The 23,283-nt window shown below is 67.3% G+C and carries 14 protein-coding genes; 8 read left to right on the forward strand and 6 right to left on the reverse strand.

What is annotated here, in order from left to right; genetic code table 11:
• The first annotated feature begins 190 nt into the window (after window positions 1–190).
• Both gltB and EV666_RS11575 read left to right on the forward strand, forming a co-directional pair.
• Window positions 191–4,948, forward strand: coding sequence for a glutamate synthase large subunit (gene gltB / locus EV666_RS11570; RefSeq protein WP_132007823.1), 4,758 nt, complete (start codon window positions 191–193; stop codon window positions 4,946–4,948).
• Between the two features lie 270 nt (window positions 4,949–5,218).
• Window positions 5,219–6,637: a glutamate synthase subunit beta gene (locus EV666_RS11575; RefSeq protein WP_132007826.1), complete on the forward strand. Its 1,419-nt coding sequence runs from the start codon at window positions 5,219–5,221 to the stop codon at window positions 6,635–6,637.
• A 306-nt stretch (window positions 6,638–6,943) separates the two neighbouring features.
• Here EV666_RS11575 and EV666_RS11580 read toward each other — a convergent pair whose 3' ends face one another.
• Window positions 6,944–8,239 carry a DUF459 domain-containing protein gene (locus EV666_RS11580; RefSeq protein WP_165909991.1) on the reverse strand — a complete coding sequence of 432 codons (1,296 nt, stop codon included), beginning with the start codon at window positions 8,237–8,239 and terminating at the stop codon, window positions 6,944–6,946.
• A gap of 464 nt (window positions 8,240–8,703) precedes the next feature.
• Here EV666_RS11580 and EV666_RS11585 point away from each other — a divergent pair, with 464 nt between their 5' ends.
• Together EV666_RS11585 and EV666_RS11590 are read left to right on the forward strand one after the other, a co-directional pair.
• Window positions 8,704–9,582 (forward strand): UTP--glucose-1-phosphate uridylyltransferase, encoded by an 879-nt coding sequence (locus EV666_RS11585; protein WP_132007832.1) that lies wholly within the window; start codon window positions 8,704–8,706, stop codon window positions 9,580–9,582.
• A gap of 183 nt (window positions 9,583–9,765) precedes the next feature.
• Window positions 9,766–10,770 carry a KpsF/GutQ family sugar-phosphate isomerase gene (locus EV666_RS11590; protein WP_132007835.1) on the forward strand — a complete coding sequence of 335 codons (1,005 nt, stop codon included), beginning with the start codon at window positions 9,766–9,768 and terminating at the stop codon, window positions 10,768–10,770.
• A 118-nt stretch (window positions 10,771–10,888) separates the two neighbouring features.
• Here EV666_RS11590 and EV666_RS11595 read toward each other — a convergent pair whose 3' ends face one another.
• From EV666_RS11595 to hemH, 3 genes are all read right to left on the reverse strand, one after another.
• Complete coding sequence (locus EV666_RS11595) at window positions 10,889–11,335, reverse strand: NfeD family protein (RefSeq protein WP_132007838.1); 447 nt, start codon at window positions 11,333–11,335, stop codon at window positions 10,889–10,891.
• A 38-nt stretch (window positions 11,336–11,373) separates the two neighbouring features.
• Window positions 11,374–12,339 carry an SPFH domain-containing protein gene (locus tag EV666_RS11600; RefSeq protein WP_207906399.1) on the reverse strand — a complete coding sequence of 322 codons (966 nt, stop codon included), beginning with the start codon at window positions 12,337–12,339 and terminating at the stop codon, window positions 11,374–11,376.
• A 218-nt stretch (window positions 12,340–12,557) separates the two neighbouring features.
• Complete coding sequence (hemH, locus tag EV666_RS11605; RefSeq protein WP_132007841.1) at window positions 12,558–13,625, reverse strand: ferrochelatase; 1,068 nt, start codon at window positions 13,623–13,625, stop codon at window positions 12,558–12,560.
• A gap of 243 nt (window positions 13,626–13,868) precedes the next feature.
• On the opposite strand from hemH, the gene EV666_RS11610 reads away from it, so the two are divergent.
• Window positions 13,869–15,449 carry a bifunctional metallophosphatase/5'-nucleotidase gene (locus EV666_RS11610; RefSeq protein WP_132007844.1) on the forward strand — a complete coding sequence of 527 codons (1,581 nt, stop codon included), beginning with the start codon at window positions 13,869–13,871 and terminating at the stop codon, window positions 15,447–15,449.
• A 177-nt stretch (window positions 15,450–15,626) separates the two neighbouring features.
• Complete coding sequence (gene ung, locus EV666_RS11615) at window positions 15,627–16,376, forward strand: uracil-DNA glycosylase (protein WP_132007847.1); 750 nt, start codon at window positions 15,627–15,629, stop codon at window positions 16,374–16,376.
• Between the two features lie 90 nt (window positions 16,377–16,466).
• Here ung and EV666_RS11620 read toward each other — a convergent pair whose 3' ends face one another.
• Window positions 16,467–17,711 (reverse strand): phenylacetate--CoA ligase family protein, encoded by a 1,245-nt coding sequence (locus tag EV666_RS11620; RefSeq protein ID WP_132007850.1) that lies wholly within the window; start codon window positions 17,709–17,711, stop codon window positions 16,467–16,469.
• 124 nt (window positions 17,712–17,835) lie between these two features.
• Complete coding sequence (locus EV666_RS11625; protein WP_132007853.1) at window positions 17,836–19,362, reverse strand: porin; 1,527 nt, start codon at window positions 19,360–19,362, stop codon at window positions 17,836–17,838.
• Window positions 19,363–19,878: 516 nt separating this feature from the next.
• Here EV666_RS11625 and EV666_RS11630 point away from each other — a divergent pair.
• Together EV666_RS11630 and EV666_RS11635 are read left to right on the forward strand one after the other, a co-directional pair.
• Complete coding sequence (locus tag EV666_RS11630; protein ID WP_132007856.1) at window positions 19,879–21,372, forward strand: AMP-binding protein; 1,494 nt, start codon at window positions 19,879–19,881, stop codon at window positions 21,370–21,372.
• A gap of 660 nt (window positions 21,373–22,032) precedes the next feature.
• Window positions 22,033–23,208, forward strand: a complete 1,176-nt coding sequence (locus tag EV666_RS11635) for an MFS transporter (protein ID WP_165909993.1) — start codon at window positions 22,033–22,035, stop codon at window positions 23,206–23,208.
• Window positions 23,209–23,283: the final 75 nt, after the last annotated feature.

Below are 23,283 nucleotides of genomic sequence, written 5' to 3' on the forward strand. Positions count from 1 at the left end.
GATCGCTGACGCACGCGTGGCCTGACCGGTATCAACGGGCCCGCGAGGAGCGGGCGCAAGGCCAGAGCGACCGACCCTCGATGACTGCCGCCTGCAATGGACATGACCGAATGTCCGGCGTGGGACCAATCTGGCGCTGAGCCGCCGCTCGCCGGCGGCGCAAGAGTTTTACGTCGAGGGCCAGCACAACATGCGCGACAATCCAGGCCGTTTCGCCAGCACGAACGATAACGCCAGCCTCCCCGCCGCGGCTGGCCATGCGCGCAGCGTCGACGCCGCCGCGGTGACGACCCGTCGCGTGACGGATCCGGGCTTCCCCGCCCCGGCCGGCCTGTACGACCCCGCCAACGAGCACGACAGTTGCGGCGTCGGCTTTGTCGCCAGCATGCACAACCACCGCTCGCACGACATCGTGCAGCATGGCCTGTCGATCCTGAAGAATCTGGAGCATCGCGGCGCGGTTGGCGCGGATCCCAAGGCCGGCGACGGCTGCGGCCTGCTGCTGCAGATGCCGCATGAGTTCTTCGCCGCCGTCTGCCCGCCGCTTGGCGTCCAGTTGCCCGCCCCTGGCGACTACGCCGTCGGTCACTTCTTCATGCCCCGCGACGCCGACGGCAAGAAGGAGATCGAGGCGATCGTCGCCGACAAGGTCGCCGCTGAAGGCCTCGTGCTGCTCGGCTGGCGCGACGTGCCGGTCGACAACTCCGGCCTTGGCTATTCCGTGTTGCCGACCGAGCCGGATCACCGCCAGGTGTTCATCGGCCGCGGCGCCGACATGCAGGCCGGCGAAGCCGGCGCGGACGAGTTCGAGCGCCGCCTCTATCTGGTGCGCAAGGTCATCTCCAACGCCATCTATGACCGGCAGGATCCGCGCATGGCCGGCTATTACGCCGTGTGCCTGTCGTCGCGCACCCTGATCTACAAGGGCATGCTGCTCTCCAACCAGCTTGGCGAGTATTACAGCGACCTCAACGATCCGCGCATGACCTCGGCCATCGCCCTGGTGCACCAGCGCTTCGCCACCAACACCTTCCCGACCTGGTCGCTGGCCCACCCCTATCGCATGGTGGCGCACAACGGCGAGATCAACACCGTGCGCGGCAACGTCAACTGGATGGCGGCGCGTCAGGCTTCCGTGTCGTCGCCCCTGTTCGGCGAGGACATCTCCAAGCTGTGGCCGATCTCCTATGAAGGCCAGTCGGACACCGCCTGCTTCGACAACGCGCTCGAGTTCCTGGTGCGCGGCGGCTACTCGCTCGCCCACGCCATGATGATGCTCATTCCCGAGGCCTGGGCGGGCAATCCGCTCATGGACGATGAGCGTCGCGACTTCTACGAGTACCACGCCGCCCTGATGGAGCCGTGGGACGGCCCCGCCGCCATCGCCTTCACCGACGGCCGCCAGATCGGCGCGACGCTGGACCGCAACGGCCTGCGTCCGGCCCGCTATTTCGTCACCCGCGACGGCCTCGTGGTGATGGCCTCGGAAATGGGCGTGCTCACCTTCCCGGAAGAGGACATCGTCGAGAAGTGGCGCCTGCAGCCGGGCCGCATGCTGCTCATCGACCTGGAGAAGGGCCGCATCGTCTCCGACGACGAGATCAAGAAGGAGCTGGCGACCATCCACCCTTACCGGGAGTGGCTGGAGCGCACCCAGATCGTTCTTGAGGACCTGCCGCCGGTGGAGCCGCGCGCCGCGCGCGGCGACGTCGCCCTGCTCGATCGCCAGCAGGCGTTCGGCTACACCCAGGAAGACCTGAAGCTGCTGCTCTCCCCCATGGCCGTTACCGGCCAGGAGGCTGTCGGCTCCATGGGCACCGACACGCCGATCGCGCCCCTGTCCGGCCGTCCGCGTCCGCTGTTCAACTATTTCAAGCAGAACTTCGCCCAGGTCACCAACCCGCCGATCGACCCGATCCGCGAGGAGCTGGTGATGAGCCTGGTGTCGTTCATCGGCCCGCGCCCCAACCTGCTCGACCATGAGGGCACCGCCCGCCTGAAGCGCCTTGAGGTGCGCCAGCCGGTGCTGACCAATGGCGATCTGGAGAAGATCCGCAACATTGGCGCGGTCGAAGACCAGTTCGACACCAAGACGCTCGACATCACCTACCCGGCCGACAAGGGCGCGGAGGGGATGGAAGAGGCGCTGAAGCGCCTGTGCGAGCGCGCCGAGGACGCCGTGCGCGGCCGCTACAACATCGTCGTGCTGTCGGACCGTCAGGTTGGCCCGGACCGGATTCCGATCCCGTCGCTGCTGGCCACCGCCGCCGTGCACCATCACCTGATCCGCAAGGGCCTGCGCACCTCCGTGGGCCTGGTGGTGGAAACCGGCGAAGCCCGTGAGGTGCACCATTTCGCCTGCCTCGCCGGCTATGGCGCGGAAGCGGTGAACCCGTATCTGGCGTTCGACACCATCCTCGACATGCACGCCCGGGGCGAATTCCCGGCAGAGGTCGACCGCAAGGAAGCGGTGAAGCGCTTCATCAAGTCGGTGGGCAAGGGCCTGCTCAAGGTCATGTCCAAGATGGGCATCTCGACCTACCAGTCCTATTGCGGCGCCCAGATCTTTGACGGCGTTGGCCTGTCCAGCGATTTCGTCGCCCGTTTCTTCACCGGCACCGCGACCCCGATCGAGGGCGTGGGCCTGGCGGAGGTCGCGGAGGAAACCGCCCGGCGCCACCGCGACGCCTTCGGCAACGCGCCGATCTACCTCGGCGCCCTGGATGTGGGCGGCGATTACGCCGTGCGCATGCGCGGCGAGGCGCATGCCTGGGAATCGGACACCGTGCGCGACCTGCAGCACGCGGTGCGCGGCAACTCCCGCGACAAGTACCGGGCCTTCGCCCAGCGCATCAACGAACAGGGCGAGCGCCTGCTGACCATTCGCGGCCTGTTCGGCATCCGCACCGCTGAGGATGATGGCCGCCAGCCGGTTCCGCTGGAAGAGGTGGAGGACGCCGCCAGCATCGTGCGCCGCTTCGCCACCGGCGCCATGTCCTATGGTTCGATCTCGCGGGAGGCGCACACCACCCTCGCCATCGCCATGAACCGGATCGGCGGCAAGTCGAACACCGGCGAGGGCGGCGAGGAGCCGGATCGTTTCCGCCCCATGGCCAATGGCGACTCCATGCGCTCGGCCATCAAGCAGGTGGCCTCCGGCCGCTTCGGCGTGACCACGGAATATCTGGTCAACGCCGACATGATCCAGATCAAGATGGCCCAGGGCGCCAAGCCCGGCGAGGGCGGCCAGCTGCCTGGCCACAAGGTCGACGCGGTGATCGCCCGCGTGCGTCACTCGACCCCGGGCGTCGGCCTGATTTCGCCGCCGCCGCACCACGACATCTACTCGATCGAGGATCTGGCGCAGCTCATCTACGACCTGAAGAACGTCAACCCGAAGGCTGACGTCTCGGTGAAGCTGGTGTCGGAGATCGGCGTCGGCACGGTCGCCGCCGGCGTCGCCAAGGCGCGCGCCGACCACGTCACCATTTCGGGCTTCGAGGGCGGCACCGGCGCCTCGCCGCTGACCTCGATCAAGCACGCGGGTTCGCCGTGGGAGATCGGCCTCGCCGAAACCCACCAGACCCTGGTGGCCAACAAGCTGCGCAGCCGCATCGTCGTTCAGGTCGACGGCGGCCTGCGCACCGGCCGCGACGTGGTGATCGGCGCGTTGCTTGGCGCCGACGAGTTCGGCTTCGCCACCGCGCCGCTGATCGCCGCCGGCTGCATCATGATGCGCAAGTGCCACCTCAACACCTGCCCGGTTGGCGTCGCCACCCAGGATCCGGTGCTGCGCAAGCGCTTCACGGGCCAGCCCGAGCACGTCATCAACTACTTCTTCTTCGTCGCCGAGGAAGTGCGTGAGCTGATGGCCGCCCTGGGTTACCGCACCTTCGACGAGATGGTCGGCCAGATGCACATGCTCGACCGCCGCCAGGTGGACGCGCACTGGAAGTCACGCGGCGTGGACTTCAAGAAGCTGTTCCACAAGCCGGAGGCTGACGGCCCGAAGGCCATCTACCACAACGAGTTCCAGGACCATCATCTGGAGGCGGTGCTCGACCGCCGGCTGATCGCCGCCGCGGCGCCCGCCCTGGAGCGCGGCGAGCGCGTCGACATCGACATGACCACCTGCAGCGTCGACCGCTCCACCGGCGCCATGCTGTCGGGCGAGGTGGCCCAGCGCTACGGTCACGTTGGTCTGCCGGACGGGACCATCAACATCCGCCTCTCCGGCACCGCCGGCCAGGCTTTCGGCGCCTGGCTCGCCGCCGGCGTCACCCTCGACCTCACCGGCGAGGCCAACGACTATGTCGGCAAGGGCCTCTCGGGCGGCCGCATTGTCGTGCGTCCTCCGGCGCACTCGGGCATCGTTCCCGAGAAGTCGATCATCGTCGGCAACACGGTGATGTACGGCGCCATCGCGGGCGAATGTTACTTCCGCGGCGTCGCCGGCGAACGCTTTGCTGTCCGCAACTCCGGCGCCATCGCCGTGGTTGAGGGCACGGGCGACCACGGTTGCGAGTACATGACCGGCGGCGTCGTGGTGGTGATTGGCCAGACGGGCCGCAACTTCGCGGCCGGCATGTCGGGCGGCGTCGCCTATGTGCTGGACGAGGCCGGTGATTTCGCCAGCCGCTGCAACCTCTCCATGGTCGACCTTGAACCGGTCACCGAGGAAGAGGAGCTGATGGAGAAGCGCCACCAGTCCGGCGATCTGGACTTCAAGGGTCGCATCGACGTGCTGGCCAACATGTCCAGCCAGGATGCGGAGCGCTTGCGCCAGCTCATCGCCGACCATCTGCGCTACACCGGTTCGGCCCGGGCGAAGCAGATCCTCGACAACTGGGCGGATTACCTGCCGAAGTTCGTCAAGGTGATGCCGGTGGAATACCGTCGCGCCCTGCAGGAGATTGAGCAGTCCCAGCGCCCCGTCGCCGCCGAATAAGGCGCACGGCCCGCCGGGCGGCCCACGGGTCGCCCGGAGCATTTTCGGGAAAACGGCTCCGTTTTCGTGAAGAAAATGCGTAAAACCAAAGACATATAGCATTTCTGCGAGCCGGGCTTCACCGGAAATGCTTTTGAGTGCGTTCCGGTTGTCGTCAGGATGGCCGGGTCCCAGATCAACCAGAGGTTCGGGCGGTTCCGCGCGCCAGCGCCAGGCCGCTCCCGCAATGCGCCGCGGCTCGACGCCGCCTGGAAAAGGCAAACGCAGACGATGGGCAAGGTTACCGGCTTTCTCGAAATCGACCGCCAGGATCGCAAGTACCGGCCAGCTTCGGACCGTATCCGTCACTACAGGGAATTTGTCATTCCGCTGGGCGAGCAGGGCGTGCGTGACCAGGCGGCGCGCTGCATGGATTGCGGCATCCCGTTTTGCCACAACGGCTGCCCGGTCAATAACCAGATCCCCGACTGGAACGATCTGGTTTACAACGGCGCTTGGGACGTGGCGCTGCGCAACCTGCACTCCACCAACAATTTCCCGGAGTTCACCGGCCGCATCTGCCCCGCGCCATGCGAGGCGTCGTGCACGCTGAACCTCACCGACAGCCCGGTGAACATCAAGACCATCGAGTGCGCCATCGTCGATCACGGCTGGGAGCACGGGTTGATCGCGCCGCAGCCGCCGCAGGCGAAAACCGGCAGGCGCGTCGCCATCATTGGCTCCGGCCCGGCCGGCATGGCCTGCGCCCAGCAGCTCGCCCGCGCCGGCCACGACGTGCATCTGTATGAGAAGAACGCCCGCGCCGGCGGCCTGCTCCGCTACGGCATCCCGGACTTCAAGATGGAAAAGCATCTGATCGACCGCCGCGTCGCCCAGATGGAGGCCGAGGGCGTCACCTTCCACTACGGCGTCCACGTGGGCGTCGACGTCACGGTTGATTCGATCCTCGCCGATCACGACGCCATGGTGCTGACCGGCGGCGCCGAGCACCCGCGCGACCTGCCGATCCCCGGCCGCGACCTCAGTGGCGTCCACTTCGCCATGGAGTTCCTGCCGCAGCAGAACCGCCGGGTTTCCGGCGAAAACACCGACCGCGTCGCGCCGATTCTGGCCACCGGCAAGCACGTGGTGGTCATCGGCGGCGGCGACACCGGCTCCGACTGCATCGGCACCTCGGTGCGCCAGGGCGCCCTGTCCGTCACCCAGCTCGAAATCATGCCGCAGCCGCCGGTGAAGGAAAACAAGCTGCTGACCTGGCCGGACTGGCCGCTGAAGCTGCGCACCTCCTCCAGCCACGAGGAAGGCTCCGAGCGCGACTTCGCCGTGTCGTCGGTGGAATTCACCGGCAAGAACGGCGCGGTGAAGGCGGTGACCTGCGTGCGCGTTGGCCCGGACTTCAAGCCAGTTCCGGGTACGGAATTCGAACTGAAGGCCGATCTGGTGCTGCTGGCCATGGGCTTCACCCAGCCGGTGCACGACGGCATGCTGACCGATCTCGGCGTTGACTTCGACCAGCGCGGCAACGTCGCCGCCAACGTGATGAGCTACAAGTCGTCGCGCGAAAAGGTGTTCACCGCCGGCGACATGCGCCGCGGCCAGTCGCTGGTGGTGTGGGCCATCCGCGAAGGCCGCCAGTGCGCCCGCTCGGTCGACGAATTCCTGATGGGCTCCAGCGAACTGCCGCGCTGACGGCGGCAGAAGAACGGCGGAAGGCAAGAGAACGCTGCAAGGCAGTAGAACGCCGGAAGGCAGGAGAGCGGCCAGGGACGCTCTGGCTTCGCCCCCGCCGCCCGACAGGCGGGCCACGCCGGATGGAACGCCAGCGAAACCGGGCGGCGCCATCATCCAGCGACGGCGCCGGACATGACAAAGGCGCGGGACAACTCCCGCGCCTTTTATTGTGCCTGCCACATTGCTTTGCCTGCCGCGCGGGTCATCCCAAGCAACGCTCCCCCTGGGAAACACTCACCTGGGCAACGCGCCACCTGGTAACGCTCACCCCCCGGGCCTCGGCCAGCGAAAATCGTCGGCGCGGCCCGGCGGCGGCGCGGTTGGCGCGCCTTCGCGCAAAGCCTTGCGCGCCGCGGCGTCCGCCAGATCCTGCCGGCCGCCATCAAGCGGCGCCAGTTTGCCGTCCGTTTCCTGGCGGACGATATTCAGCGGCAACACGGGGCCAGCTTCCGGTTTCGCGACAGGTTTCGGCGGCGTCACCGCCACGGCTGGCGCAGGCGGCTGCGGCCCGGGCAGACTGAACGGATCGACAGCGGCCGCCCCCGACGCCGCCGCCTGGCGAACCTGCAACCGGCGCGCCTCCACCACGATGAAATGCGCCAGCTTGCGCGCTCCAGCTTTCGTCAGCTCGACGCCATCGTCCTCACGCAGGCGCGCCGTCTCGCCGGTCACCGCCGGCCCATAGACAGCAAAGCCGCCGCCATCGTCGGCGAACACCGCCCAGGCGTCGACAAAGCCGCCGCCCGTCCGGTCGGCGGCGGCGCGCAAGGCGCCGTTCAGGGCGGCGTAGCGGCCGGACTGGTCCTTGTCGGCCACCGGCGGCAGGCCAACCCAGACCACCGGCGCGCGCCGCGCCGCCATGTTGGCCGAGACGCCGGCAACCAGCGCGCCCAGTTGCGCCTCCGACAGCTTTGCCCATTCTGGCGTCGCCATGACGACGAGCACCGCGCTTTTGTCCGGCCCCGCCAGGGTTGCCGGCGTGGCCGCCAACAGCCCTTCCGCGCTGGGTTCTGATGCTTGCGCCCCCTCCCCCTCCCTGGGAATGCGCAGGCTTCTGACCCCTGCAACCGGCCGGTCGGCAAGCGCTGCCTCCAGCCCTTCGCCGAGGCGCGCGCCAGACGACGCCGGCGCCAGCAGGTAAACGAATTCGGTCTGCTCGACCGTCGGGCGCGGCGCTGCCGGGGCGGCCGGCGGCCGGCGCACCGTCCGTCGCGGCTCCTGACGCGGCGGCCGGGCCACAGCGGGCGGGCGCGGCCGGTAACCCGGTTGGTATTGCGGGCGCTGCGGCGCGCCAAACAGCGTCTCGAAGAAGCCGCGCTGTTGCGGCTGTGGCGGCGACGCCTGGCGATAGCGCCCGCCGGCGCGCGCCGGCGCGCGCTGCTGGCCACGACCGCCAGGCTGGCTGAACATCGGCCGGCGCAAATCCATATCCAGCGCGACAGCCACGCTGGCGCCCGGCAATATCGACCCGTCGTGGCCAGCCAGCCGCTCGGGCGCGACCAGCAGCCAGGCGGCCAGCGTCGCCGTCACCATTCCCAACGGTTTCAGAGCCTTGCCCATCGCACTCCCGTTCGCTGCGCCCGGCCGCATGGCGTCCCCGGAATATACCCCGTCATCGCGCGCCCGTCATGCTGCGCGCCCTGGCGACGCAACCGGCGGCGAGGCAGGCAAACCACGCGCTCCTTCCCAGGCTGCTCCGCGGGATGTGATCGAAAACACGGGGAGAAGCCAAGCCGGTCACAACGAAGCCACGGATTCGTCACATCCCCCCTGACAATGATCGCCATGGTCCTGCCGGCTGTTTTCACGTTCCAGGGGGCAAGCATGTTGTGCAAGAACGCTGCTGACGCGCGGCGTTTTATCCAGACCGGACGTCAAGGGCGCCGGCAAGGCGCAAGATGATCCCGCCATCGCCGTTTTGCAGACCGGCCGCCCGACTTTCCAATCCATCAGCCAATTATTAAGCTGTCAGTGTCACGAACACGGACAGTTCCTGTCGACTGAACCAGCATTCAGGATTTTTCATGCCAAAACCGATCCGCAAAGCCGTTTTTCCGGTCGCAGGCCTCGGCACGCGCTTCCTGCCCGCCACCAAGGCGATGCCCAAGGAGATGCTGACCGTCGTGGATCGCCCGGTGATCCAGCACGCGGTTGACGAAGCCCGCGCCGCCGGCATCGAACACTTCATCTTCGTCACCGGCCGCAACAAGGGCGTGATCGAGGACCACTTCGACAACCAGTTCGAGCTTGAGCGCACGCTCGCTGAACGCGGCAAGACAAAGGAGCTGGAGCAATTGCTGGCCGAGCTGCCTGGCGCCGGCCAGACCAGCTTCACCCGCCAGCAGGCGCCGCTCGGCCTCGGCCACGCCGTGTGGTGCGCCCGCGAGATCGTCGGCGACGAACCCTTCGCCCTGGTGCTGCCGGACATGCTGCATTTCGGCGCCACCGCCTGCCTCGCCGACATGCGCGCCGCCTATGACAAGGTCGGCGGCAACATCATCTCGGTCTATGAGGTGCCGGAGGACCAGGCCAACCAGTATGGCATCGTTGGCGTCGAGCCGCCGCGCGACGGCGTCTATCCGATCACCCGGATGGTCGAGAAGCCGAAGGCCGGGACACAGCCGTCCAATCTGGCCATCTCTGGCCGTTACATCCTGCAGCCGGAAATTTTCGACCTGCTGGCCAAACAGGAGCGCGGCGCCGGCGGCGAGATCCAGCTCACCGACTCGATGATCCAGCTGGCGCAGAACGACCGTTTCTACGCCACCCGTTTCGACGGCGAGATTCACGATTGCGGCTCCAAGCTGGGCTTCCTCATGGCCAACGTCTCCTACGCCCTGTCGCGGCCGGATCTGGCCGGCCAGTTCCGCGATGAGCTGAAGAAACTGCTGGCGACGCACTGAACCGCCGCCCCTGCACGGCATGCGACGCCGCCGGTTTCCTTGCGGAACCCGGCGGCGTTTGCGTCTGCCGCCCGGGACGACTATTTATGGCGCCTGTTCGTCCGGCAGCCCCTGGCTGGCCGGAAACCCATTGATAGCCCGCGATGAACCGGCGGGCCCGCAGATCCCGGATATTGCCTGTCGATGAGCAGCCTGCCCGCCTCCAGCCCGGCGTCCGACGCCACGGATAATCCGATCGCCTCGGCGCTGCGCACCCTCGCGACGGAAAAAGCTGGCCTCGACGCGCTGGCGGCGGCGTTCGCCAATGGCCTTGGCGCGCCGTTCACCGCCGCCGTGGCGCTCATCAACGCCAGTCGCGGCCGGCTGATTATCACCGGCATGGGCAAATCGGGCCACGTCGGCCGCAAGATCGCCGCCACCATGGCCTCCACCGGCACGCCGGCCTATTTTGTCCACCCGGCCGAGGCCAGCCATGGCGATCTGGGCATGATCCAGACCGACGACGTGATTCTGGCCATGTCCTGGTCCGGCGAAACCACCGAGTTGTCCGATCTGGTGGCCTATTCGCGCCGTTTCCGCATTCCGCTGATCGCCCTGACCTCCCGCGCGACCTCCACCCTCGCCCGCCAGGCGGACGTGGTGCTGGCCCTGCCGGCGGTCGATGAAGCCTGCCCCAACGGCATGGCCCCGACCAGCTCCACCACCTTGCAGATTGTCATGGGCGACGCCCTGGCCATCGCCCTGCTGGAAGGGCGCAGCTTCTCCCGCCAGGACTTCGGCGTGTTCCATCCCGGCGGCAAGCTCGGCGCCCAGCTCCGCCACGTGCGCGAGATCATGCACGTCGGCGAGCGCCTGCCGATCGTCAAAACCGGCATGCTGATGCGCGACGCCATCGCCGAAATCAGCAGCAAGGGGTTTGGCTGCGTGCTGGTGGAGGACGCCGGCGGCAAGCTCGCCGGCATCATTACCGACGGCGACCTGCGCCGCCATTTCAGCCCGGACATCGCCACGACGCCGGTCGACGCGGTGATGTCGCGCAATCCCCGCTCCGTGACGCCGGACGCCCTGCTGGCCAGCGCGCTGGAATTGCAGGAGCGCAGCAAGGTCACCGCCCTGGTGGTGGTGGAGGACGGCGCCATCGTCGGCCTGGTGCATTACCTCGACCTGTTGCGCGCGGGCGCGGCGTAAGGCTGGCGCACTCCTGGCTGGAGCGGTTCCGGTCAATCCAGACCGGAAATGCTTCAGCGCGCCTTATTCCGGGGCGATGTCTGATCGGTCAGCGGCTACCGGCTGACCGGAAAGCGCTTTATGTCTCCGCCAGCTCGACAATAAAGCCAACGCCCTCCACCGCGACCAGCCGCACCATGGCGCCCGCCGGCGCGTCCGGCCCCTGCACCCGCCATATCGTGTCGTCGATGCGCACCGTCCCGCGGCCACCGACAATCGCCTCGTGCAGGGGCGCCATGCGGCCAATCAGGGCGCTGGCGCGGCGGTTCAGCACCACCGGCCGGGCGTCGTTGCTGTCGAAGGCCGTGCGGGTCAGCCAGCGCCCCACCGCCACGGTGACGATGCTGAACAGGCAGAACGCCGCCAGCGCCGCCTGCCAGCCAAGGCCGAAAACCGCGTCAATGGCACCGGCGAGCAGCGCCGCCAGCCCAAACCACAGCAGGTAGACGCCAGGCGCCACGATCTCCAGCGCCATCAGCGCCACGCCGCCGATCATAAGGAGCCAGCTGGTTTCAATGCTGTTCATGGCGTTTCCGCATGCCGGAGAGGGACGACTGTAATGTATCAGACATGCGGCGTCGTGATGGGCCCACGCCGTGCTGGCGCGGCGTCGCCCCCGGCAAACGCCTGCTTCGAAATCTCGGCGATGCCGGCGACGGCGCCGATCAGCCCGGCGGAATCATAAGGCGCCACGACCACCTTCTGGTTGGGCGCGGCGGCGAGCACGCGGAACGCCTCGATATACTTTTCCGCCACCAGGAAGTTCACCGCCGTCACATCGCCTCCGGCAATGGCGGCGGAGACCATGCTGGTCGCCTTCGCCTCGGCTTCGGCCTGGCGTTCCCGCGCCTCGGCGTCGCGGAAAGCCGCCTCGCGCCGGCCTTCGGCGGCGAGTATCTGCGCCTGCTTCTCGCCTTCGGCGCGCAGGATGGCCGCCTGCCGCAGGCCCTCGGCCTCCAGCACGTTGGCGCGCTTTTCACGTTCGGCCCGCATCTGCCGGGTCATCGCTTCGGCGATGGAGGGCGGCGGCAGGATGTCCTTGATCTCGATGCGCGTGACCTTGACGCCCCAGGGCGCGGCGGCCTGGTCCATGACGCGCAGCAGCCGCTCGTTGATCTCGTCGCGGTGCGACAGCAACTGGTCGAGATCCATGGAGCCAACCACGGTGCGAATATTGGTCATGGTCAGCGTCAGCAGCGCCACCGGCAGGTTGGACACCTCATAGGCGGCGCGCGGCGCGTCCAGCACCTGGAAGAAGGCCACGGCGTCAATGCTCACGCCGGCGTTGTCGCGGGTGATCGCCTCCTGGCCTGGAATGTCGAGCACCTGCTCCATCATGTTCATGCGGTGGCCAACGCGCTCCATGTAGGGAACGATGAGGCCAAGGCCAGGACCGAGGGTGCGCGCGTAACGGCCAAAGCGCTCCACCGTATAGGCGTAGCCTTGGGGAATGGTGCGGACACCGGCGATCACCGTCACGATCACCAGGATGACCACGGCGATGATGAAAATGTTGAACCCCGTCAGCATGCGCGCTCCCCCGTATTGCAGCCTGGTGCGTTTTCGTCCCGCGAAACGGACGCCGTTTCGCGTGAAGAAAACGCGTCAGTTCAAAAAGGCAGAACCAAAATCCGCTACAGCGTGAACGGATCCCGCTCCCGTCTCCAGACCCCCGGCTGTTTCATAAAGCCGGGCGCCAGACAATCCGCGATCCGGGGCGCCGGCGCAAACGTGAAGCCCGCCGGCCGTCAGATCCAGCCCTGCAACTCGCGCATCACCAGGGTCCGCAGCATCTCGCCGTTTTCGGGGCTGTCGTTGAGGCAGGGGATCGCCGCGTATTGCTCGCCGCCGTTTTCGTGGAAATACTCCGCGTTCTCGACGCCGATTTCCTCCAGCGTCTCCAGACAGTCGGCGGCGAAGCCCGGCGTCACCACCGCCAGCCGCTTCACCCCATCGCGGGCCATCGCCCTGATGGTTTCGTCCGTATAGGGTCGCAGCCACTCGCCTTTGCCAAACAGCGACTGGAAGCTCATGCGGAAGCGCTCTTCCGGCCAGCCCATCGCCTCGCGCATCAGTCGCCAGGTGACATGGCACTGGCAGTAGTAGGGGTCGCCCTTGAGCAGATAGTCCCTCGGCATGCCGTGGAACGACACCAGAATGACTTCCGGCTCGAAATCCAGCTTGGCCAGATGCCCCTTCAGCGATCGGGTGACGGCGTCAATGTGGGCCGGGTCGTTGTAATAGGGCGGCGCCACACGGATCGTCGGCTGCCAGCGCATTTTCATCAGCGCGCGAAACGCCTGGTCCATGGCGGTGGCGGTGGTGGCGGCGGCGTATTGCGGATAGAGCGGAACCATCAGGATGCGGTCGCAGCCCTGGTCCTGCAACGCCTTCACCCGGTCCTCCACCGACGGCAGACCATAACGCATGGCCCAGTCCACCACAATGCGGCCGTCGATTCCGGCCATGGCGGCCGCAAGCTGTTCAGCCTGGGCCCGGGTGATGGTCTTCAACGGGCTTTCGTTACGCTCCGTGTTCCAGATCGAGGCGTAGTCCCTGCCCTTGGCGGCAGGACGTTTGGTGAGGATGATCAGGTTGAGCAGCGGCCACCACAGCAGGCGGGAAGTCTCGATCACCCGGCGGTCTGACAGGAACTCTTTCAGATAGCGCCGCATGGACCAGTAGTCCGTGCCTTCTGGCGTGCCCAGATTCATCAGCAGCACGCCGATGCGGCCATGCAGCGGCCGGCCGTCGTTCCCAGGATGATTATCCGGTTTAAAACCGGAATCACCGGCAGGAGATGCAACGCGCGTCATGTCATTCTGCTTCCGTAACCCGGGAGTGGGTTAGTGAGAGTTGGATCACATGGAGCGCTTTCCAGCGCAGCGGAGCCGCTTCGCGTGCAGAAAACGCGTTAATTCAGAAAGATGGAGCGAAACCCGCTTCAGCATGAACGGGTTTTGCCCTGGCGGCGCCCCGCTGCGGCATGAGGCTGCGGCATGGGGCGGCCGTCTGGCGCCCTGATACATACAGCAGCAGGAAGGCCGGGGGGAGAAAGCATGGGTGAGTTAACGCGTCGCGGGGCCATTGGCGCCCTGACCCTGCCGCTCGCGGCGACAACGGCGGCTGCGGCGCAGACGGCGGCGCCCGATGGAACCCCGGCGCCGGCCTTCTCGTTCCTGCTGGTCAACGATATCTACCGCATGAACGCCGAGGACGGGCGCGGCGGCTACGGCCGCCTCGCCGCCGTGGTGAAGGCGGAGCGGGCGCGCGGCGTTCCCATGCTGTTCTGCCATGCCGGCGACGCCTTTTCGCCGTCGCTCTACTCGGGCTTTGACCAGGGCGCCCATGTGGTGACGCTGACCAACATGGTGGCGCCCGATGCGTTCACGCCAGGCAACCACGAGTTCGATTTCGGGCCGGAAGTCTACTTCCAGCGCATCGCCGAAGCGAACTTCCCGGTGTTCGCCGCCAACATGCGCGATGCCAACGGCAGGCCCCTGCCACGCCATCAGGACCGCAAGATTTTCGATCTCGGCGGCTTCCGGGTCGGCCTTGTCGGCGTGACCCTGGCGGAAATCCCGATGCAGTCCAACGCCGGCGATCTGAAATTCGCGCCGGTGATGGAGACGTTGGCCGAACAGACGGCGCTGCTGCGCAAGGAAGGCGCCGAGTTCATCGTCGCCCTGACCCACACCGACCGGGAGACGGATTTCAAAATCATCCGCTCCGGCCTGGTCGATCTGCTGCTGACCGGCCATATCCATGACCTGTTCGTCTATTGGGACGAGCGCACGGCGGCGGTGGAATCCAGCCACGACGGCAATTACGTCACCGCCATCGACATTTACGCCCGGCGTGCGCCAGGTCGCGACGGCGCATCCCGCGACGGCAAGCCCGCACTGCAATGGAGCCCCGGCTTTCGCGTGCACGACACCCTGCTGGTAAACCCTGACCCGGCGATGCAGGCGCGGATCGACGCTTTCGAGGGCGACCTGTCCAAAGCTCTCGACGTCGCGCTCGCGACCCTGGGCGCCGGGCTGGACACCCGCGCCGCCGCCGTGCGTTACCGGGAGGCCAGTGGCGGCGACCTGATCGCCGACGCCATCCGCGCCATGTCCGGCGCCGACGTCGCCATCATCAATGGCGGCTCGATTCGCGGCAACCGCATCTATCCCGCCGGCGCCACGCTGACGCGGCGCGACGTCCTGACCGAACTGCCGTTCGGCAACAGGACCGTGGTGGTGAAGGTGAGCGGCGAAACCCTGCTGGCGGCGCTGGAAAACGGCTTCTCACGGCTGGACGCCCGCGCCGGGCGCTTCCCGCAGGTCTCGGGCATACGGGTCGCCGTCGACCTGGCGCGGCCGGTGGGGCGACGCGTCACCGAAGCAAGCGTCGCCGGCAAGCCGCTCGACCCGGCGGCGATGTACGCCGTCGCCATCAATGACTACATGTTGCGCGGCGGCGATGGCTACGGCGTGTTCGCGACGACGGGCGTTGCGGGCAATGGCGCCGACGCCGGCAACCGGCTGCTGGCCAATGACGTGATGGGCTGGCTGCGCGAGCAGGGCCGGGTGACGCCGCAAACGGACGGGCGCATCCGCATTGACCAGCAGGCGGCGGACACAAGCGCCAGATAAGCGGTGCCGACGTGTTTTGCGGCTTCCTTGCGCCCCATGCAGCGGGCGGGCAGCCTGGATGGGCCATCACGCTGGCGAGGTCAGAGCACGCCGCTCGATGACGCCGCGCCGGCGCCTCATGGATCGTCGCCGGGCGCCGGCCTTCATCCGGCCGGCAAATCGCTTTATCAGGAAGCCATGACCGCCGCGCCCTCCCTCGCCAACCCGCCCGCCGTTCCCGCCGGCTACGCCGACGCCGTGGCCCGCTTCGTCGCCAGCGGCAACGGCTGGGCGTCACTTGAATTCTTCCGCGCCGGCAAGGCCAGCCAGGCGGCGGCCCGCGCCGACGCCCGGCGCGACGCCGGCGCGCACATCCTGCCGCCCTCCGCCGATGTTTTCACGGCGCTGGTCCTGGCGCCGCCGGAGGCGGTGAAGGTCGTCATTCTGGGCCAGGATCCCTATCCGACGCCGGGCGACGCCCACGGCCTCGCCTTTTCTGTCGACCGGGACGCGGCGCCGCCCCGCTCCCTGCGCAACATTTTTCGCGAACTGACCGACGACCTCGGCGCGCCGATCCCGGCTACCGGCCGGCTCAGCGGCTGGGCCCGTCAGGGCGTGCTGTTGCTCAACGCATCCCTGACAGTGGAGGCGGGCGCCGCCGGCGCCCACCGCAAATTCGGCTGGGAGACGCTGGCCGACGAGGTCATCGCCAGCCTGGCCGGCGGCGACAGGCCTGTCGCCTTCATCCTGTGGGGCGCGGACGCCCGCAAGTTCGCGCCGCTCATCGACAGGCTGGACACCGGAGGCCGGCATCTGGTCATCGAAAGCGCCCACCCCTCGCCCCTGTCGGCCCGGCGCGGCTTTTTCGGCTCGCGCCCGTTCTCGCAGGTGAACGCCTTCCTGCAAGCCCATGGCCGCGGCGTCATCGACTGGGCCAGAACCGCGTAAGAACGGACTGGCGGACTGGCGTCAAACCCGTTCCGGCTGCCGCGTTCCCGCCCCGGCTCTCCTGAACCGGCGCGCGTCGGCCGCAAGCCCCTACCCCACCGGCCGTTCGTCGGCGATCACCTTGCCGTCATTGGGCAAGCTGCCGGGGGCGACGAGGCTCACCGCGCCCTTCAGCTTGGTCAGCCCCTGCAAGGTCTGCGCCACGGCGGCGCGCAGGTCGTCGGTGTGCTGCGGCGTCTCGGCGCGCAGCTCCATGGCGTCGGCTTCGTTCTGCCTTGTGATAACCAGGCGCAGCCGGCCCAGCTCCGGGTGACGTTTGCCCACATCGGCGATCTGCTCTGGCCGCACGAACATGCCCTTGACCTTGGCCGTCTGGTCGGCGCGTCCGAGCCAGCCGCGAATGCGCGGCGCGGTGCGCCCGCACGGCGATACGCCCGGCATGATCGCGGTGAGATCGCCCAGCGCCAGGCGGATCACCGGGTGCAGCGCGTCCAGCGTCGTCACCACCACCTCGCCGACCTCGCCTTCCGCCACCGGCTCGCCGGTCCCCGGCCGCACGATCTCGACGATGATGTCCTCGTTCAGCACCATGCCCTCCCGGGCGACCGTCTCATAGGCCACCGTGCCCACGTCGGCCGTGCCATACGACTGGTAACCCTCGATGCGGCGGGCGGAAAACGCCTCCTGCAGGGATTTGGGAAACGCCGCGCCGCTCACCGTCGCCTTGCGGATGCATGAGATGTCGTAACCATCGCGATCCGCCGCCGCCAGCAGGATATTGAGAAAATCCGGCGTGCCGGCGTAGGCGACGGGCCGGAAGGCGCGGATCACCTCAAACTGCTGTTCGGTGTTGCCAGGGCCGGCGGGAATCACCGGGCAACCGAGCGCCCGGGCGCCGTGATCCATCATGAAGCCGCCAGGGGTCAGGTGATAGGCGAAGGTGTTCAGCACCACGTCGCCGCGCCGCAGCCCGGCGGCGAACAGCGCCCGCGCCGTGCCCCACGGGTCAACGCCGGTTCCCTCGCCCTCGAAGATCGGGCCGGGCGACGTGAACAGCCGGCCGAAATGCGACAGGTCGGACGGGCCGAAGCCGCCAAACGGCGGCGATTCGCGATGCTGGCCGGGCAGAACCGATTTGCGCAGCACCGGCAGCCTGGCGAGGGCGGCGCGGTCGCGCACCGCCCGCGGATCGACGCCGGAAAGATGCGCCGCCCAGCCGGGATGGCGCATGGCCGCCGCAATGGCGTCCGGCAGCCTTTGCATCAGGTCGGCTTCGCGCGCCGCCGGATCACGGGTTTCGCGCGCATCGTAGAAGTCGCCGGCTCCGCTGCTCATGCTCCATCCTCCCGCATGTTCCGGTTTGCGCCCATCAGAGCCCCGACGGGCGCGCCATGCAAGATGGAAACAGCGCTGGCCAGGCGTCAGAACCCGGGCCAGGCGCCAGCATCCGGGTCAGGCGTCAGAAGCTGCGTTGCACCCGCACCTTGCCGATCCAGCCGTTGTCCGAGTGGACAAAAGCCGCCACTGGCCGCGGCCGCAGATCAGGGCCAGGACGACGCTGGTGTGTTCCAACCCAGGCGACTTCCGCCGCGATCGTCAGATCCTCCACCGGCGACCAGGCCAGGCCCGTGCCGACGCTTTTCGTCACATTGCCGGAAAAATGCCGCGGAAAACCGCCCGGGACGCCAAAGCCGGCCGGGAGGCCCGGGCCGAAGCTGACGCCGGATACGCCGGCGAAAACGCTCTGGGACAGGTCGTGACGCCAGTAGTGCTGGAACGCCGCCACCGCCGACCAGCTGTCCGACAGGTGCAGCCGGCCTCCGGGCCCCACATAGCCTTCGGCCACGTCGGCGTTGATGCGGCCGAAGCTGGAGCCGGCGGCGAGATCCAGCCCGACAGGCCCGTTGGCGCCCGTATAGCTCATGGCGCCGCGCGCCGCGGCGGCCTGGAGCCACAGCCGGTCACCCTCGGCCAGCGCCGGCAGATTGAGCATCAGGCCGGCCTGGGCGGCCATGCCGTACCGCGCCGCCGGCCGCGCCGCCCCAACGTCAATGCCAGGCGGCAGGGGGCCGACGAATGGGCCGACATTCACCTGATGCAGGGCTCCCGAGAGCTGGAAGGCCCCCCAGGCCCCGTCGAAGCGCAAGGCGGCGATCGCGTCGGGAACATTGAGCCGCTGACGCGTATCAATAAAAGCAAAGACCGGCGCGCCGCTGGCGTTGTGCCCGACGACGACCGGCGCAACCGGAATGCCGCCGGTGATGATTGAGCCGCCGCCATGCAACCGGTCGAAAGCAACAGGCGTGCGGCGGAAGGTCGGATCCTCCGCCGACAGGGTGAGGCTGGCGCCGCCGCCCAGCCTGAATGTCCACGCCAGCAGGTTGATGGTGGGCGGGTCCGAAACCGGCGTCGCGCCAATGATTTCCAGATCGTGACCGTAGAAATCATAGAACGATGTCAGGCGACCGGCCGTCAGACCGTTGAACTGGATGAACGCCCTGTCGAGCAGCACGCCTTTCTGCGCCTGTCCATAGGTGTCGATCCCGGTTGCGCCGAAAGCTGCGGCCGCCGCCGCCAGATTGCCCGACACCGCGCGTCCCGTGCGGCTCTGGACGTCGAAACGGACGAAGGTCCGGACAGTCCCCCAGTCGCTGGGGGTGCGCGCGTCAATGGTGAAGCGCCCCTGCGCGAGGTAACCGAGCCGGCTTCTGACGCCGACCGGCAAGGGCGAGGTCCCGTTGACCTCGAACCGCGCCATGCCGCCGAGCCTTACGCAGGTGGTCATGCCCGGCAGGGTGAAGAATCCCGCCCCGTGCCGGGGACAGGCAACGACCGCCGGCGCGGAAAGGCTGGCGGCCGTGAGACCGGGCCGCTCGGGCAAGGCGCCGGCCAGCGCACTGGCGCTTCCACAGGACAATACGGCGGCGGCCAGGGAGAGACGCCGCCCCACGGCGGCGCGCGTTGGACTTCTTGGAGAAATATACATGGCGCTCACAATAATTATAAAGATAATATTAATAATATTTAATTTTTATCTAAAATCTGGCGTCATGCAATATGGATATTAACAAATGCTTGGGCCCAAGCTGTAAATACTATACTTGATTACATCAATAGTTGTTCGCTCGCGACGCGGCGGAAGGCGCTGGCAGGGAGCGCCGTGACCCCGTTCATGCGCTTTTCCCCGGAGATACGGCGGCGGGCATGATCGAGGGGGGCGACCAGCCCGGACAGGAACTGAACGTTGTCCCGTGGGCCGTCCCCCATCCGCCAGCCAGCGCGGCGGCCCATGGGCGCCAGTCTCCGACGCCGGAATTGCGCGGATTTGTCATGCGCGGGCTATTCAGACGGACGGCAATGCGCTCTAGAACAGGTTCCGGCCAGGCTGTTACTGTCCGGTCATCAGAGCAACCACAAGCACCAATCATCTGGCGCGGAGCGCATCCGCCGGTCTGACCGTGACCGGCGCAGCCCCGCCCGGCGCCAGACGGCGAGGAAACACATGCTGCTACCCATGGGCGATACGCCGCGCTGGTACGCGGACCGCAAGGGCCACGATACGCCAGCCATCATTCATTCCGGTGAAGTCCTGACGTGGAGCCAGCTGGAGCGCGGAGCCAACCGTCGCGCCCGCGCCTTCATGGACCTGGGCGTGAAGCCCGGCGATTTCGTTGCTGTCGGCCTGCCCAACAGCAACACCTTCTACGAGAACACCTTCGCCATCTGGAAATGCGGCGCGACGCCCTGCTCCCTGTCATACCGCCTGCCGCCCGGCGAGGCGGCGGCCATTCTGGAGCTGCTGCGCCCGTCGCTGGTGATCGGCGGCGAAGCCAACTGGAACGCGCCGAAATCCGTGCCCGCCGACTTTGTCCCGGAAGGGTATGACGACGCGCCGGTGGCGGCGCCCGTGGCCCGCTACTGGAAGGCCATGACCTCCGGCGGCTCCACCGGCCGCCCGAAGGTCATCGTCGATCACATGCCGGCGATCCACGACACCCTGGCCATCCCGCCGCTGGTCCACCAGGGCGCGCGCCTGCTCAATCCGGGGCCGCTCTATCACAATGCGCCCTTCATCATTTCCCACAGCGCCCTGCTCGGCGGCGGCCTGCTGGTCGGCATGCAGAAGTTCGACGCCGAAGAGGCCCTGCGCCTGATCGCCGAACACCGCATCGACTGGGTGAACTTCGTCCCGACCATGATGAGCCGCATCTGGTCGCTGCCGGAAGACGTGCGCAAGCGCTACGACGTCTCCAGCCTGAAGACCGTGTTCCACATGGCCGCGCCCATGCCGCAATGGCTGAAGGAAGCGTGGATCGACTGGCTGGGCGCGGAAAAGATCTATGAGCTTTATGGCGGCACCGAGCGTCAGGCGTCGACCGTCATTCCCGGCACGGAATGGGTGAAGCGCAAGGGCTCCGTCGGCCGCGTCGAGAACGGCCAGGCCAAGGTGGTCGATGAAGCCGGCAATGAACTGCCGCGCGGCGAAGTTGGCGAAATCTTCCTGAAGGCCGCCGACGGCCCCGGCACGACCTACCATTACATTGGCGCGGACGCGAAGCGCGACGCCGATGGCTGGGAGTCGCTCGGCGATATCGGCCACATGGACGAGGAAGGCTACATCTGGCTGGCTGACCGGCGCTCGGACATGATCCTGCGCGGCGGCGCCAACACCTATCCGGCCGAAGTCGAAGCGGCGCTGATCGCCAACCCGGACATTCGCAGCTGCGCCGTTGTCGGCCTGCCGGACCCGGATCTGGGGGCGCGCATCCACGCCATTATCGAGATCGCGCCGGAAACCTCCGCCGACGCCCTGCTGGCGGGACTGCCGGCGTTCCTCAGCGAACGCCTGAGCAGGCCCAAGCACCCGGAGAGCTACGAGTTCACCAACGCCACCGTCCGCGATGACGCCGGCAAGGTGCGCCGCACCATGCTGCGCGATGAGCGCATCCGCTGGATGGAGGAAGGCCGCGATTTCCGCATTCCGGCGCCGCGCTGAAGCAGCTGCCAGCCAGGAGAACCGGCCAAGAGAACCAGCCAGGAGAACCAGCCAGCGCGCCGCCAGCAGACCAGCTGGCGGCGCAAGCCGCGGCGACCAGAATAACGGAGCGACGCCCGCGCCAGACATGGCCGGCATATGGCGGCTCTTGCCAGAAAAACGGACTTCGCCCCCCGTAAAGCTTCCCCACGTTACAGAATACCTGTCAGGCGGTCCCTTTTTGAGGGTTACCTGTTCTTTCCTGACAATTATACTTTTCAAGTTTCAGCTTGTCTCACCTGAGTGACCCGACTGACCTGGCGCGCCCGATCTGCGTCCGCACGCAGCCGCCAGCAGCTACTGCGAAACACAAAACCACTCACACCGGAAATCAGCAAGCTGTCCTGTCAAATGAGCCGCCACAATTAGAGCAATATTTCATATAATTTACAGGAAATACTTATTTTTATTGATTGGCGACAATCGCAATACCCAGGATCAGCAGTCCCCACTCCACCCAGATCGCCGCCACCCCGGCGAAAGGCGCCTGCCTGACCCTGCGCGACAGCGGCTGCCAACGAGCGGCGCTGGTCACCACGTCCGGCCCTGGCCATGCCGTTGATTGCGCGCTGGCGCGCGACCGCCCGCCGAAGCCGTTGCTTTACAATCGGAGGCTACACATTGTCCAACGCTGTCCTTCCGCCCACGCGGGTGCTCGTCGCCAGCATGATCGGCACAACGATTGAATACTGCGATTTCTGGCTATTCGCCACCGCGGCGGTGCTGGTGTTTCCGAAGCTGTTCTTTCCGGCCAGCTCCCCTGACGGCGCGATGCTGCAATCCATGGCGACCTTCGGCGTCGCTTTTCTGGCGCGGCCGGTTGGCGCGATGGCGTTTGGCCACTTTGGCGATCGCATCGGCCGCAAGGCCACGCTGGCGGGCGCGCTGGTGATCATGGGCGTTTCCACGACATTGATTGGCCTGCTTCCCGGCTACGCCAGCATCGGCGTCGCCGCGCCATTGCTGCTGACGCTGTGCCGGCTGGGCCAGGGGCTGGGTGTTGGCGGCGAATGGGGCGGAGCGGCGCTGCTGGCGACCGAGAACGCGCCGCCTGGCCGGCAATGCTGGTATGGCTGTTTCGCCCAGCTGGGAGAACCCATGGGCTTTTGTCTCGCCAACGGCGCATTGCTGCTGCTGACCGTCATGATGGACGACAGCCAGTTTCTCCGCTGGGGCTGGCGCATTCCCTTCATCGCCAGCGCCGCCCTTGTCATGTTCGGCCTCTATATCCGGCTCAATCTGGAAGAAACGCCGGCCTTCACCCGGATCCAGGCCCAGAACCATGTCAGGCGCGTTCCACTTCTGGCGATCCTGCGCGACCATCCCGGCGCCGTGTTGACCGGAGCCCTTGGCCTGACGGCCGCATTCGCGCTGGCCTGCCTGATATCCGTGTTCAGCCTGGGCTGGGGAACGGCCCACCATATCGCGCCACATCACACGCTGCTGTCCATTCTGTTGCTGGGCCGGATAGTTTATGCCCTGGTTATTCCCGCCGCGGCGTGGCTCAGCGATCGCCATGGCAACTGGCCCATAATGATCGGCGCCAATCTGGCCATCGCCGCCTTTGGCTTTTTCACGGCGTCCGGCCTTGGTTCCAGCAACCTGTGGCTGACCGGCGTTTATCTGACCGGCGGGCTGATGCTCGTTGGCTGCATCGCCGGCCCCCTCGCCGGCGCGCTTGCGGCGATGTACCCGGCTGAGGTGCGCTATACAGGGGTTTCACTCAGCCTCAATCTTGGCGGCGTTCTGGGCGGGGCGATGACGCCTTACGTCGCCACCTGCGGATTCCACGGATGATGGGCATCGATTCCACGCGATCGTGGGCATGGATTCCACGGCATCGTGGGCATCGATTCCACGCCTCGGGCAGCC

The sequence above is a fragment of the Camelimonas lactis genome, from assembly GCF_004342915.1.
Lineage (GTDB): Bacteria > Pseudomonadota > Alphaproteobacteria > Rhizobiales > Beijerinckiaceae > Camelimonas > Camelimonas lactis.